Raw genomic sequence first — 14,117 nt, forward strand, 5'->3', positions numbered from 1 at the left:
CGTGCGGTCCCCCACCGCGGGCTGATGGCACGCAGGAAGCCCGGACTAATAAGATGGCATTGAAATCCCCCGCGTTTCGTAGAAAATTTCCGTTGCTGGTAACCGGCAGTTTGCTGGCCATGCAACCTTTCGCCACGCCGTTCGCGTTTGCTGAGGAGCAGTATGACTGTTCCGTGTCGGCTACGGGAGGCTGGGATTGCGCACCAAAAACCAATGTGGCGCAACTGCCACCGCGCCCTGCGCATGGCGACGGGTCTGTGGGTGCCAGCGGTGAAACCAGCGTGCAAGCTGAAAAAGCTCCGCTGGTTACCGAGGCCAAAGGCCGTGGGCTCAAAGCCCGCAGTGACGACTACAGCCACCTCGACTGGGTGCCGCGTGACAAGCTGACCGCTGCCCAGTTGGCCGAAACCGGCCCGTACTGCTCCGGTTCGTACGTAGAGCCTATCCGTCCGGGCATGAACGACCCCACCAACAAAAGCGACGCGCCGACCTTTATCGGTGCCAAAGCCTCCCGCTATGAGCAGGAAGAGCAGGTAGCGACGCTGGCCGGTGACGTGGTCATGCGCCAGGGCAGCATGCAGATTGAAGCCGACGAAGCCAGCCTGTATCAGGCTGAAAGCCGTGGCGAGCTCAACGGCAAGGTGCGCCTGCGTGACAACGGTGCGCTGATCGTCGGCGACCACGCCGATGTCCAGCTGGACACTGGTGCCGCCAAGGTCGACAACGCTGAATACGTGCTGCACAAGTCGCGTATTCGCGGCAGTGCGCTGTACGCCAAGCGTGCCGAAGACTCGATCATCCGCCTCAAGGACGGTACGTACACCACGTGCGAACCGAGCAGCAATGCCTGGCAGCTCAAGGGCAACAACATCACGTTGAACCCGGCCACCGGTTTCGGTACGGCGACCAACGTGACGCTGCGGGTCAAGGACATTCCGATCTTCTACACCCCGTACATCTACTTCCCGATCGATGATCGCCGTCAGTCCGGTTTCCTGCCGCCGTCCTTCAGCAGCAGCACCGACACCGGCTTTATGCTCGTGACCCCGTACTACTTCAACCTGGCACCCAACTACGATGCCACGTTGTACCCGCGCTACATGACCAAACGCGGCCTGTTGATGGAAGGCGAGTTCCGCTACCTGACCGAGTCCAGCGAAGGTCAGTTCGGTGCTGCGTACCTCAACGACGACAACGACGACCGCAAGCGCCAGACCGACTACACCGACAAGCGCTACATGCTCAACTGGCAGCACAAGGGTGGTCTGGACTCCCGTGTACTGACCGAAGTCGACTACACCAAGATCAGCGATCCGTATTACTTCCAGGACCTGGAAAGTGACCAGATCGGTGTGGAAAGCCGTGATTATCTGAACCAGCAGGGCGCCGTCAGCTACCGTGGCGATGACTACACTGCTCGCCTGAACGCGCAGGCCTATCAACTGGCCACTGTTACTCAGATCACGCCTTACAACATGCTGCCGCAGCTCACCCTCAACGGTATGCTGCCACAGCACCCGAGCGGCTTGAACTTCGCCTATAACACCGAGCTGGTCCGCTTCGACCGTAGCCTTGAAAACGGCAGTTACACCAACGAAGACGGCACAGTGGCGCCTCGCCTTGACAACAACGTTGCAGGTCTGGCCCGCGCCAACGGTACACGCATGAACCTTGCACCAAGTGTCAGCCTGCCGCTGAACTGGAGCTATGGTTTCCTGACGCCATCCCTTAAATACATGTACACCCAGTATGATCTGGATCTGGATGGCACCGGCAAGACACAGCTGGTCAATGCCGGCGGCAAGTTCGACAGCACTGTCAGCCGTAGCGTGCCTATCGCCAGCGTCGACAGTGGCCTGTACTTCGACCGCAACACCAACTGGTTTGGCACCAACTATCGCCAGACCCTGGAACCGCGTGCGTTCTATCTGTATGTGCCGGAAAAAAATCAGGATGACATCCCGATTTTCGACACCAGCGAAAGCACCTTCAGCTACTCCTCGCTGTGGCGTGACAACCGCTTCACCGGCACCGACCGCGTCGGCGACGAGAACAAGCTGTCGCTGGGCCTGACCAGTCGCCTGATCGAAGACAATGGCTTTGAGCGTCAGCGCATCAGCGTGGGCCAGGCGTACTACTTCAAGGACCGCAAGGTTCAATTGCCTGGCATTGATGCAGATCGTGCAGACGCAACGTCCAACGTGTCTCCGTATGCTCTGGAATACGCCTATCGCTTCAACCGCGACTGGCGTGCAACCGCCGACTACAACTGGGATCCGGACAGCCACAGCCCGCGTTCAGGCAGTGCATTCATGCACTACCAGCCTGAAGACAACCCGAACAAGGTTGTTAACGTCGGCTACCGCTATCGCAACGACCAGGTTCGCTACGACCAGTACACCGGCAAGTGGACCGTGGGCGGCGGCGACTACCTGTCTCCGGGGCAACCTGGCTATATCAAGGACTACTACAAGATCCAGCAGCACGACTTCTCGGTTATCTGGCCGATCGTGCCGCAATGGAACGCCATCAGCCGCTGGCAGTACGACTACAACCGCAACCGTACCCTGGAAGCCTTCGGTGGCTTCGAGTATGACAACTGCTGCTGGAAGCTTCGTCTGATCAGCCGTTATTGGGTATCCAACGACGAGTACACCCAAGAAGCCCCTCAAAATGAGAAGGGCGACCATGGTCTCTTCCTCCAAGTTGTGCTGAAAGGTCTCGGTGGCGTTGTTGGCACCAAAGTAGAGAGCTTCCTCGACAAAGGCATCCAAGGTTATCGTGAACGTGAAGATCAAGCTTTCTGAGTGTCTGCGCCCGCTAATGCTGGGCGCGTTGTTCCTGGGTACTGCAGCCAGCGCTGCAGTACAGCCCCTGGATAAAGTGGTGGCCATCGTCGACAACGACGTGATCATGCAGAGCCAACTGGACCAGCGTGTCCACGAAGTTCAGCAAACCATTGCCAAGCGTGGCCAGGGCGTACCGCCTGCCAGCGTTCTGGATCAGCAAGTGCTTGAGCGCCTGATCGTCGAAAACCTGCAACTGCAGATCGGCGAGCGCTCGGGCATCCGCATCACGGATGAAGAGCTGAACCAGGCCATCGGCACCATCGCCCAGCGCAACGGCATGTCCATCGAGCAGTTCCGTCAGGCCCTGGCCCACGACGGCCTGTCTTATGAAGATGCCCGCGAGCAGGTGCGTCGCGAGATGATCATCAGCCGTGTGCGTCAACGTCGCGTGGCCGAGCGCATTCAGGTAACGGATCAGGAAGTGAAGAACTTCCTGGCCTCGGACCTGGGCAAAATGCAGCTGTCCGAAGAGTACAATCTGGCCAATATCCTGATCCCAACGCCTGAGAGCGCAAGCTCGGACGCCATCCAGAATGCTGCAAAGCAAGCTGAAGACGTCTACAACAAGCTTAAGCAAGGCGCGGACTTCGCACAGATGGCCATCGCCCGCTCCGGCAGCGACACGGCACTGGAAGGCGGGGACATGGGCTGGCGTAAAGCTGCTCAACTGCCACCCCCTTTCGACCGCATGCTCAGCGAAATGCCTGTAGGTGATGTAACACCTCCGGTACGTACGCCTGGCGGCTTTATCATCCTCAAGCTGAATGCGAAGCGTGGCGGTGGATCAGTGGTGGTGGACGAAGTACATGTCCGTCATATCCTGATCAAACCAAGCGAAATTCGTACTGAAGCGCAAACCAAAGAGCTGGCAAGCAAAATTTACGACCGCATCACGTCGGGCGAAGACTTTGCCACCCTGGCCAAGACTTATTCGGAAGACCCGGGTTCTGCCCTTAACGGCGGTGACCTGAACTGGGTTGACCCGAATTCGCTGGTACCCGAGTTCCGCGAAGCCATGGCCGATACTCCGCAAGGCGTACTGTCCAAGCCGTTCAAGACCCAATACGGCTGGCACGTTCTGGAAGTCCTTGGCCGTCGCGCCACCGACAGCACCACCCAGGCCCGTGAACAGCAGGCACAGAACGCACTGCGTAACCGCAAGTACGATGAAGAGCTGCAAAGCTGGCTGCGTCAGATCCGCGACGAAGCCTATGTAGAAATCAAACTGCCTGGCGCTAACGGTACCGATAGCGCAGATCAGGCCACGCAGTGAAAACACAGCGTTTTGCACTGACACCCGGTGAACCGGCAGGTATAGGTCCAGACCTGTGCCTGCTGCTCGCTTCGCAACACCAGCCACACCCCCTGATTGCCATTACCAGCCGCGACCTGCTCCTTGAGCGGGCCGCGCAGCTGGGCGTGGCTGTCAGCCTGCTACCGGTCGAGCCTGGCAACTGGCCCGAGCAACCGGCTCCAGCAGGCAGTTTGTACGTGTGGGACACGCCACTGAAAGCAACTGTCACTGCCGGTACGCTGGACAAGGCCAATGCAGCCTTTGTGCTGCAAACCCTGACCCGCGCCGCGCAAGGCTGCGTCAATGGTGACTTTGCCGGGATGATTACCGCGCCGGTACACAAAGGCGTGATCAACGAAGCGGGCATCCCGTTCTCCGGACACACCGAATTCCTCGCCGACCTGACCCAAACCCCGCAGGTCGTGATGATGCTTGCCACCCGCGGACTGCGCGTGGCACTGGTCACCACCCACCTGCCCCTGCGTCAGGTCAGCGATGCAATCACCCCCGAGCGGCTGATGCGGGTTACCCGTATCCTGCACGCCGACCTGCAACAAAAATTCGGCATCGCCCAACCGCGTATCCTGGTCTGCGGGCTCAACCCCCATGCTGGTGAAGGCGGGCATCTGGGCCATGAAGAAATAGACATCATCGAACCAACCCTGGAGCTTCTGCGCAGCGAGGGCATGGACCTGCGTGGCCCGCTGCCTGCCGACACTCTGTTTACCCCCAAATATCTGGAACACTGCGACGCAGTGCTGGCGATGTACCATGACCAAGGCCTGCCCGTACTCAAGTACAAGGGCTTTGGCGCCGCGGTCAACATCACCCTGGGCCTGCCGATTATCCGCACCTCTGTCGACCACGGCACCGCCCTGGATCTGGCGGGCAGCGGCAAGATCGATACCGGCAGCCTGCAAGTCGCGCTGGAAACCGCCTACCAGATGGCCGAGACCCGTATATGAACGAGCAATACCAACACAAGGCGCGCAAGCGCTTTGGCCAGAACTTCCTGCACGATGCCGGTGTTATTGACCGCATCCTGCGCGCCATCAACGCCAAGACTGAAGATCGCCTGCTGGAAATCGGCCCGGGCCAGGGCGCCCTGACCGAAGGCATCCTCAACAGCGGTGGCCAGCTTGACGTCGTGGAACTCGACAAAGACCTGATCCCGATCCTCAATCGCCAGTTTGCAGGCATGAGCAACTTCAACCTGCACCAGGGCGATGCGCTTAAGTTTGACTTCAAAAGCCTCAACGCTGCACCGCGCACCTTGCGCGTGGTCGGTAACCTGCCGTACAACATCTCCACGCCGCTGATTTTTCACCTGCTGAAAAACGCCGAGCTGATCCGCGACATGCACTTCATGCTGCAAAAAGAAGTGGTAGAGCGCATGGCGGCCGGCCCTGGCGGTGGCGACTGGGGTCGTCTGTCGATCATGGTTCAGTACCACTGCCGCGTCGAACACCTGTTCAACGTAGGCCCGGGTGCATTCAACCCGCCGCCAAAAGTTGATTCGGCGATTGTCCGCCTGGTACCGCACGAAGTGCTGCCACACCCGGCCAAAGACCATCGCCTGCTTGAGCGCGTGGTTCGAGAAGCCTTCAATCAGCGTCGCAAAACCCTGCGCAACACCCTCAAAGCCTTGCTCAGCAATGCTGAAATCGAAGCCGCCGGCGTCGATGGCAGCAAGCGCCCCGAGCAACTCGACCTGGCCGCCTTTGTGCGCCTGGCCGACAAACTCAGCGAACAACCGGTCGTAGCGCCCGCTGCCGACTGATCGCCGAGAAAAATCGGGTACCCGGCCAGACACCACATCTGGCCTAGTACCCGTTGTTTGGCCTAGACTCAGGCATCAGTTTTATCCCGAACTGTGTCTTCGCTTTCAAGTAAGGCCTCTCGCATGCACGATCCCCGCTATCTGGTCGACGTCAGCGTCGTCACACGTTACCTGCCAGACCAATCGCAGCCCGAACATCAGCGCTTTGCCTTTGCCTATACCATCACGGTGCGCAACAACGGCTCCGTGCCTGCACAACTGCTGTCCCGGCACTGGGTAATCACCGACGGCGATGGTCATGTTGAAGAAGTCCGTGGCGCCGGTGTTGTAGGGCTGCAGCCGAAGATTGATCCCGGCAGCGAGCACATCTACAGCAGTGGTTCGGTTATCACGACCAAAGTCGGCACCATGCAGGGCAGCTACCTGATGCATGCCGAGGACGGCCATGAGTTCAAAGCCATCATTGCGCCCTTCCGTCTTGCGGTCCCCGGAGCCCTGCACTGATGGCGGTGTATGCCGTTGGCGACCTGCAAGGTTGCCTCAAACCGCTCAAACGCCTGCTCGAACGCGTAGCCTTCGATCCCGCTAAAGACAAACTGTGGCTGGTGGGTGACCTGGTCAACCGCGGCCCGGAGTCGCTGGAAACCTTGCGCTTTTTGTACCGTATGCGTGAATCACTGGTCTGTGTACTGGGCAACCATGACCTGCACCTGCTCGCAGCAGGCCGCAATATCGAACGTCTGAAAAAAGGCGACACCCTGCGTGAAATCCTCCAGGCCCCCGATTGCGATGAACTGCTGAGCTGGCTGCGCCAGCAATTACTGCTGCATTACGATGCCGAGCGCAATATCGCACTGGTGCATGCGGGCATACCGCCACAGTGGACGCTGAAAAAAGCGCTCAAATGTGCCAGCGAAGTTGAACAGGCCTTGCGCGATGACAACCTTATCGGCCCCTACCTTGACGGCATGTACGGCAACGATCCGGCCAAGTGGGACAACGAACTCACGGGTGTCACCCGCCTAAGGGTTATTACCAACTATTTCACCCGGATGCGGTTTTGCACCCGGGATGGCAAACTCGACCTCAAGAGCAAAGAGGGCATAGGCAGCGCACCGCCCGGCTACGCGCCATGGTTCAGTTATAAAGAGCGCAAAACCCAGGGCCTGAAGATCATCTTCGGCCATTGGGCGGCACTGGAAGGCAACTGCAAGGAGCCCGGCATCTACGCACTCGATACCGGCTGTGTCTGGGGCGGGGCCATGACCCTGCTCAATGTCGACACCGGCCAGCGCCTGCTCTGCGACTGCGACGACCCGGCACTTGCTGCGCCCGCCAGTGCCCTGCAAACCACCCCACCTTCCCAACCCTTGGGCGCCGGCTAACCGCGCCCGTTGTCAGGCCACAGGAATCTCCCATGACCGAATTCAAACGTATCCCGCCAGAACAGGCCCAAGCCCTGCGCGAACAAGGCGCTGTCGTTGTTGATGTGCGCGACCCGCAGGCCTTCGCCGCCAGCCATATCAGCGGCGCGAAGCACCTGGACAATCACTCGCTGCACGACTTTATCGCCAACGCCGATCTCGATGCCCCGCTGATCGTGGCCTGCTACCACGGCAATTCCAGCCAAAGTGCTGCCGCCTATCTGGTAGGCCAGGGCTTTAGCGAGGTCTACAGCCTCGATGGCGGCTTCGAGTTGTGGCGTGCAACTTACCCGGACGAAACCGCCCAAAGCGCCGACGAATAATATTTTTATAAGCCCCAGCCCCCGTGATCAAAGGGCTGGCGGGCCGCCTGACCAACGGTCAGGCGCAACATTTCACGCATCCACCCTTGACCTCCCGGATTACCAACTATCCTTTACCTCAGGCCATCCAAATCTGGGGAGAGCCGGTACACCGGCGAATGGATCATCGGTAGTAACTTCAAGGGTTTAGCCACCTTGATGGTGTCCTGGGGGGTACACAGCAGCTGAAATGCTGCTGCATGCCAGCACTCGAACTGACCGATCTATCGCCGACTCCACGTATCGAGCGAGGTGACGTCATGAGTATTTTTAGCCACTTCCAACAACGCTTTGAATCCACACGCCAGGAAGAGCTCACGCTCCAGGAATATCTTGAGCTGTGCAAGCAAGATAAAAGCACTTATGCCTCTGCCGCTGAACGGCTACTGCTGGCCATTGGTGAACCGGAACTACTGGACACCTCAAACGACTCTAGACTGTCGCGCATCTTCTCCAACAAGGTGATTCGTCGTTATCCGGCCTTTGAAGACTTCCACGGAATGGAAGAATGCATCGACCAGATCGTCTCCTACTTCCGCCATGCTGCGCAGGGCCTGGAAGAGAAGAAACAAATCCTCTACCTGCTGGGCCCGGTCGGGGGCGGCAAGTCTTCCCTTGCCGAAAAACTGAAACAGCTGATTGAAAAAGTGCCCTTCTATGCGATCAAGGGCTCGCCGGTTTTCGAGTCGCCTTTGGGCCTGTTCAACGCCACCGAAGATGGCGCGATCCTCGAAGAAGACTTTGGCATCCCGAAACGCTACCTGAGCACCATCATGTCGCCGTGGGCGACCAAACGCCTGGCCGAGTTTGGCGGTGATATCAGCCAGTTCCGCGTGGTGAAACTCTATCCATCGATCCTCAACCAGATCGGTGTTGCCAAAACCGAACCCGGTGACGAAAACAACCAGGACATTTCGGCACTCGTCGGCAAGGTCGATATCCGGAAACTGGAAGAGTTCCCGCAGAACGACGCCGACGCCTACAGCTACTCGGGCGCCCTGTGCCGTTCCAACCAGGGCCTGATGGAATTCGTGGAGATGTTCAAGGCGCCGATCAAGGTGCTGCACCCACTGCTGACTGCCACCCAGGAAGGTAACTACAACAGTACCGAAGGCCTGGGGGCGATTCCGTTTACCGGCATCCTGCTGGCCCACTCCAACGAGTCGGAATGGCACACCTTCCGCAACAACAAGAACAACGAAGCGTTTATCGACCGGATCTACATCGTCAAAGTACCGTACTGCCTGCGCGTCAGTGACGAAGTAAAAATTTACGACAAACTGCTGTTCAACAGCTCGCTGGCCAAAGCCCATTGCGCGCCTGACACTCTGAAAATGCTGGCCCAGTTCACCGTGCTGTCACGCCTCAAAGAGCCGGAAAACTCCAACATTTATTCCAAGATGCGGGTCTATGACGGCGAGAACCTCAAGGACACCGATCCGAAAGCCAAGTCCATCCAGGAATACCGCGACAACGCCGGCGTCGACGAAGGCATGAACGGCCTTTCGACCCGCTTTGCGTTCAAGATCCTGTCCAAGGTGTTCAACTTCGACCCGCACGAAATTGCTGCCAACCCGGTACACCTGCTCTACGTACTGGAACAGCAGATCGAGCAGGAACAGTTCCAGGCTGAAACCCGTGAGCGCTACCTGCGCTTCCTCAAGGAATACCTGGCGCCACGCTACATCGAGTTTATCGGCAAGGAAATCCAGACCGCTTACTTGGAGTCCTACAGCGAATACGGGCAAAACATCTTCGATCGCTACGTGCTCTACGCCGACTTCTGGATTCAGGATCAGGAATATCGAGACCCGGAAACCGGCGAAATCCTCAACCGTGTGGCCCTCAACGAGGAGCTGGAAAAAATCGAGAAGCCGGCCGGCATCAGCAACCCGAAAGATTTCCGCAACGAAATCGTCAACTTCGTATTGCGTGCCCGCGCCAACAACAACGGCAAAAACCCGACCTGGCTCAGCTACGAGAAGCTGCGGGTGGTGATCGAGAAAAAAATGTTCTCCAACACCGAAGACCTGCTGCCGGTTATCAGCTTCAACGCCAAGGCGAGCAAAGAGGACCAACAAAAACACAACGACTTTGTTACTCGAATGGTCGAACGTGGCTATACCGACAAACAAGTACGGCTGCTCTCCGAGTGGTACCTGCGGGTCCGCAAGTCGCAGTGAGGCAGTTGTAAGCCTCAAGCCTCAAGCTGCAAGAAAAGGCATGGGCAATTGCCTGGACTTGCAGCTTGCAGCTCACAACTTGAAGCTGCCCGGAGGGCCTAATGAGCTATGTGATCGACCGACGCCTCAATGGCAAGAACAAGAGCACGGTAAACCGTCAGCGTTTTCTGCGGCGCTACCGTGACCACATCAAAAAGGCCGTAGAAGAGGCCGTGGGCCGCCGTTCCATTACGGATATGGAACATGGCGAGCAAATCAGCATCCCTGGCCGCGATATCGACGAGCCGGTGTTGCACCATGGGCGTGGTGGCAAACAAACCGTGGTTCACCCCGGCAACAAGGAGTTCACCAGCGGCGAACATATCCCCCGCCCTCAAGGCGGTGGAGGCGGTGGCGGCGGGCCTGGCAAAGCGGGCAATTCCGGCGAAGGCATGGATGAGTTCGTCTTCCAGATTACCCAGGAAGAATTCCTCGAATTCATGTTCGAAGACCTAGAACTGCCCAACCTGGTCAAACGCAACCTGACCGGTACCGACACCTTCAAAACCGTACGCGCCGGTATCAGCAACGAGGGCAACCCGTCCCGCATCAACATCATTCGCACCTTGCGTTCGGCTCACGCACGCCGCATCGCCCTGTCCGGCAGCAGCCGGGCAAAACTGCGCGAAGCCAAAGCTGAACTGGAGCGGTTAAAGCGCGAAGAGCCGGACAACTTCGGCGATATCAAGGCCATTGAAGCCGAAATCGAAAAACTCAGCGCCCGCATTCACCGGGTGCCGTTCCTCGACACCTTCGACCTCAAGTACAACCTGCTGATCAAGCAGCCCAACCCCAGCTCCAAAGCCGTCATGTTCTGCCTGATGGACGTTTCAGGCTCCATGACCCAAGCCACCAAGGATATTGCCAAGCGCTTTTTTATCCTGCTGTACCTGTTCCTGAAACGGAACTACGACAAGATTGACGTGGTATTTATTCGCCATCACACCAGCGCACGGGAGGTGGATGAAGAGGAGTTTTTCTATTCCCGGGAAACCGGCGGCACCATCGTCTCCAGCGCACTCAAGCTGATGCAGGAGATCATGGCTGAACGCTACCCTACCAACGAGTGGAATATCTACGCTGCGCAAGCCTCTGACGGCGACAACTGGAACGACGACTCACCCATCTGCCGCGACATTCTGATCAACCAGATCATGCCATTCGTGCAGTACTACACTTATGTAGAGATCACTCCGCGCGAACACCAGGCGCTCTGGTACGAGTACGAACGCATCAGCGAGGCGTTTTCCGACACCTTCGCCCAACAGCAACTGGTCTCGGCCGGCGATATTTATCCGGTCTTCCGTGAACTCTTCCAGCGCAGGTTAGTGACATGACCGCCAAAGAGAATAAGCGCCAACCCATCTCCACCGGCTCAGAGTGGACCTTTGACCTTATCCAGGCTTACGACCGCGAAATCGGTCGCCTGGCAGGCCGCTATGCGCTGGACACTTACCCCAACCAGATTGAAGTCATTACCGCAGAGCAAATGATGGATGCGTACGCCTCAGTAGGTATGCCTTTGGGGTATCACCACTGGTCCTACGGCAAACACTTCCTTAGTACAGAGAAATCCTACACCAGGGGCCAGATGGGGCTGGCCTATGAAATCGTTATCAACTCAGACCCGTGCATTGCCTATCTGATGGAAGAAAACACCATCTGCATGCAAGCCTTGGTGGTGGCCCATGCCTGCTATGGCCATAACAGCTTCTTCAAGGGCAACTACCTGTTCCGCACCTGGACCGATGCCAGTTCGATCATCGATTATCTGGTATTCGCCAAGCAGTACATCATGCAATGCGAGGAGCGCCACGGCATCGACGCGGTGGAAGACCTGCTCGACTCTTGCCACGCCTTGATGAACTACGGCGTGGACCGTTACAAACGACCTGATCCGATTTCAGCCGAAGAGGAGCGCCGTCGGCAAAAGGAACGCGAAGAGCACCTGCAAAAGCAGATCAACGACCTGTGGCGCACCATCCCCAAAAGTGCGGACAAACTCAGCGAGAAGGACAACGCGCGCTTCCCCGAGGAACCCCAGGAAAACATTCTCTACTTCCTGGAAAAACACGCGCCCCTGCTGGAGCCCTGGCAGCGCGAAGTGGTGCGCATCGTGCGCAAGATAGCCCAGTACTTTTACCCACAACGGCAAACGCAGGTGATGAACGAGGGGTGGGCAACTTTCTGGCACTACACCCTGATGAATGACCTCTACGACGAAGGCCTGGTGACCGAGGGCTTTATGATGGAGTTCCTCATTTCCCACACCAGCGTGGTGTTCCAGCCCGGCTTTGACAGCCCCTACTACAGCGGCATCAACCCCTACGCGCTGGGGTTTGCGATGTATTGCGACATCCGGCGCATTTGCGAACATCCAACCGACGAGGATCGTTACTGGTTCCCGGACCTGGCAGGCAGCGACTGGCTATCGAGCATCAAATTCGCCATGAGCAGCTTCAAGGACGAGAGCTTTATCCTGCAGTACCTTTCACCCAAGGTGATCCGTGACCTGAAGTTGTTCAGCATTATGGACGACGATCAAAAAGACGACCTGCTGGTACCCGCCATACATGACGAAAACGGGTATAGGATCATTCGTGAAACCCTGGCCGCGCAGTACAACCTTGGCAATCGCGAGCCCAATATCCAGATCTGGAGCATCGACCGCCGGGGCGACCGTTCACTGACCCTGCGCCATCAACAACATGACCGCAAACCCCTGGGCGATTCAACCGACGAGGTTCTCAAGCACCTGCACCGTTTGTGGGGCTTCGACATCCACCTGGAAACACTGCAAGGCGACCAAGTCATGAAAGTCCACCATGTTCCGCCAAAAGGCGACCATGGTGACTATGACCGTGGTCGCCTGGATATGGGAGCCATTCACCTGTAACACGAGCCTCCGCTAACGCGGCACACGCGCTATCCTGTCGCGCTAACGGAGGTTTTTATGAAGATTTATAAAGTTGGCGGTGCTGTACGTGATCGCCTGCTGGGCAAGCCTGTCAGCGATATCGACCGGGTAGTGGTGGGCGCTACGGCCGAACAAATGCAGGCTTTGGGTTATCGCCCTGTGGGCTCGGATTTCCCGGTATTCCTGCACCCAAAAACCGGTGAGGAATATGCGTTGGCGCGGACCGAACGCAAAAGCGGTCACGGTTATGGCGGCTTTGTCTTTCATGCCAGCCCCGACGTCACCCTCGAAGAAGACCTGATCCGTCGCGACCTGACCATCAATGCCATGGCCGAGGACGATGCCGGTAACGTGACTGACCCCTACAACGGCCAGCGTGATCTTGAAGCACGTATTTTGCGCCACGTTTCCCCCGCTTTCGCCGAAGATCCACTCAGGGTACTGCGTGTGGCCCGGTTTGCTGCTCGCTACGCCAACCTCGGTTTCAGCATCGCGCCCGAGACTCTGGAGTTGATGCGTCAACTGTCCCACTCAGGCGAGCTGCAAGCCTTGACCCCGGAGCGCTGCTGGAAAGAAATTTCCCGTGCCCTGATGGAAGATCAGCCACAAGTCTTTATTCAAGTACTGCGCAACTGTGACGCGCTTGAAGTACTGCTGCCTGAGGTCAACGCCCTGTTTGGCGTGCCACAGCCCCCCGCGCATCACCCCGAAATCGACAGCGGCGAGCATACCCTCAGCGTGCTGGAGCAATCGGCACAGCACAAGCAACCACTGACGGTTCGCTGGGCTTGTTTGCTGCACGACCTGGGTAAGGGGCTTACGCCGGAGAAAGACTGGCCACGGCACATTGCCCACGAACATAGAGGGCTGCGACTGATCAAAGCGGTCAATGATCGCTACAAGGTACCGAGGGACTGCCAGGAACTGGCATTGCTGGTGGGCGAATATCACACCCACGGTCATCGCGCCCTTGAACTCAAGGCTTCGACACTGCTGGAGTTGCTGCAACGCTTTGACGTGTACCGTCGGCCGCAGCGCTTCGAGGAATTTATCGTGGCGTGCGAGATGGATGCAAAGGGGCGCCTGGGGCTGGAGAACCGTCCTTATCCACAAGCCGAATACTTGCGCGGCGCGGCGCGGGCTGCCCAGGCAGTGGCGGTGCAACCGCTGCTGGAGCAAGGCTACAAAGGCCCTGAACTGGGTGAAGCGCTGAAGCACGAACGGCTTAAGGCACTGCAAGCCTACAAGGATGCGGCAAAAGCCTGATAA

Annotated in this window: 11 protein-coding genes; all 11 read left to right on the plus strand. The window is 57.9% G+C overall.

The window, feature by feature from the left end; all coding sequences use genetic code 11:
* Nucleotides 1-53 precede the first annotated feature (53 nt).
* Nucleotides 54-2,807, plus strand: a complete 2,754-nt coding sequence (locus ACZRMH_RS00170; protein ID WP_464011613.1) for an LPS-assembly protein LptD — start codon at nt 54-56, stop codon at nt 2,805-2,807.
* Nucleotides 2,788-4,122, plus strand: coding sequence for a peptidylprolyl isomerase SurA (gene surA, locus ACZRMH_RS00175; RefSeq protein ID WP_464011614.1), 1,335 nt, complete (start codon nt 2,788-2,790; stop codon nt 4,120-4,122). The genes ACZRMH_RS00170 and surA overlap by 20 nt, the downstream gene beginning before the upstream one ends.
* A complete protein-coding gene (pdxA, locus tag ACZRMH_RS00180) occupies nt 4,119-5,108 on the plus strand; it encodes a 4-hydroxythreonine-4-phosphate dehydrogenase PdxA (RefSeq protein ID WP_464011615.1) in 990 nt (329 codons plus the stop codon). Before surA ends, pdxA begins: the two co-directional genes overlap by 4 nt.
* A complete protein-coding gene (rsmA, locus tag ACZRMH_RS00185) occupies nt 5,105-5,923 on the plus strand; it encodes a 16S rRNA (adenine(1518)-N(6)/adenine(1519)-N(6))-dimethyltransferase RsmA (protein WP_464011616.1) in 819 nt (272 codons plus the stop codon). Before pdxA ends, rsmA begins: the two co-directional genes overlap by 4 nt.
* 123 nt (nt 5,924-6,046) lie before the next feature.
* A complete protein-coding gene (gene apaG, locus ACZRMH_RS00190) occupies nt 6,047-6,427 on the plus strand; it encodes a Co2+/Mg2+ efflux protein ApaG (RefSeq protein WP_464011617.1) in 381 nt (126 codons plus the stop codon).
* Nucleotides 6,427-7,308, plus strand: a complete 882-nt coding sequence (locus ACZRMH_RS00195; protein ID WP_464011618.1) for a symmetrical bis(5'-nucleosyl)-tetraphosphatase — start codon at nt 6,427-6,429, stop codon at nt 7,306-7,308. The genes apaG and ACZRMH_RS00195 overlap by 1 nt, the downstream gene beginning before the upstream one ends.
* Nucleotides 7,309-7,340: 32 nt before the next feature.
* Complete coding sequence (glpE, locus tag ACZRMH_RS00200; RefSeq protein WP_464011619.1) at nt 7,341-7,670, plus strand: thiosulfate sulfurtransferase GlpE; 330 nt, start codon at nt 7,341-7,343, stop codon at nt 7,668-7,670.
* A 299-nt stretch (nt 7,671-7,969) separates the two neighbouring features.
* Nucleotides 7,970-9,892 (plus strand): PrkA family serine protein kinase, encoded by a 1,923-nt coding sequence (locus ACZRMH_RS00205; RefSeq protein ID WP_019823081.1) that lies wholly within the window; start codon nt 7,970-7,972, stop codon nt 9,890-9,892.
* 101 nt (nt 9,893-9,993) lie between these two features.
* Nucleotides 9,994-11,268, plus strand: coding sequence for a YeaH/YhbH family protein (locus tag ACZRMH_RS00210; protein WP_464011620.1), 1,275 nt, complete (start codon nt 9,994-9,996; stop codon nt 11,266-11,268).
* Entirely contained in the window at nt 11,265-12,827 is a 1,563-nt protein-coding gene (locus ACZRMH_RS00215) for a SpoVR family protein (protein ID WP_464011621.1), read from the plus strand. Before ACZRMH_RS00210 ends, ACZRMH_RS00215 begins: the two co-directional genes overlap by 4 nt.
* A gap of 57 nt (nt 12,828-12,884) precedes the next feature.
* Nucleotides 12,885-14,114: a multifunctional CCA addition/repair protein gene (locus tag ACZRMH_RS00220; protein WP_464011622.1), complete on the plus strand. Its 1,230-nt coding sequence runs from the start codon at nt 12,885-12,887 to the stop codon at nt 14,112-14,114.
* Nucleotides 14,115-14,117: the final 3 nt, after the last annotated feature.

The sequence above is a fragment of the Pseudomonas sp. B414 genome (assembly GCF_055408445.1).

Bases quoted from the DNA above. Each gene is read 5' to 3' on its own strand.
- ACZRMH_RS00170 (WP_464011613.1), top strand. From the start codon at position 54: ATGGCATTGAAATCCCCCGCGTTTCGTAGAAAATTTCCGTTGCTGGTA.
- rsmA (WP_464011616.1), top strand. From the start codon at position 5,105: ATGAACGAGCAATACCAACACAAGGCGCGCAAGCGCTTTGGCCAGAAC.
- apaG (WP_464011617.1), top strand. From the start codon at position 6,047: ATGCACGATCCCCGCTATCTGGTCGACGTCAGCGTCGTCACACGTTAC.
- ACZRMH_RS00195 (WP_464011618.1), top strand. From the start codon at position 6,427: ATGGCGGTGTATGCCGTTGGCGACCTGCAAGGTTGCCTCAAACCGCTC.
- glpE (WP_464011619.1), top strand. From the start codon at position 7,341: ATGACCGAATTCAAACGTATCCCGCCAGAACAGGCCCAAGCCCTGCGC.
- ACZRMH_RS00205 (WP_019823081.1), top strand. From the start codon at position 7,970: ATGAGTATTTTTAGCCACTTCCAACAACGCTTTGAATCCACACGCCAG.
- ACZRMH_RS00210 (WP_464011620.1), top strand. From the start codon at position 9,994: ATGAGCTATGTGATCGACCGACGCCTCAATGGCAAGAACAAGAGCACG.
- ACZRMH_RS00215 (WP_464011621.1), top strand. From the start codon at position 11,265: ATGACCGCCAAAGAGAATAAGCGCCAACCCATCTCCACCGGCTCAGAG.
- ACZRMH_RS00220 (WP_464011622.1), top strand. From the start codon at position 12,885: ATGAAGATTTATAAAGTTGGCGGTGCTGTACGTGATCGCCTGCTGGGC.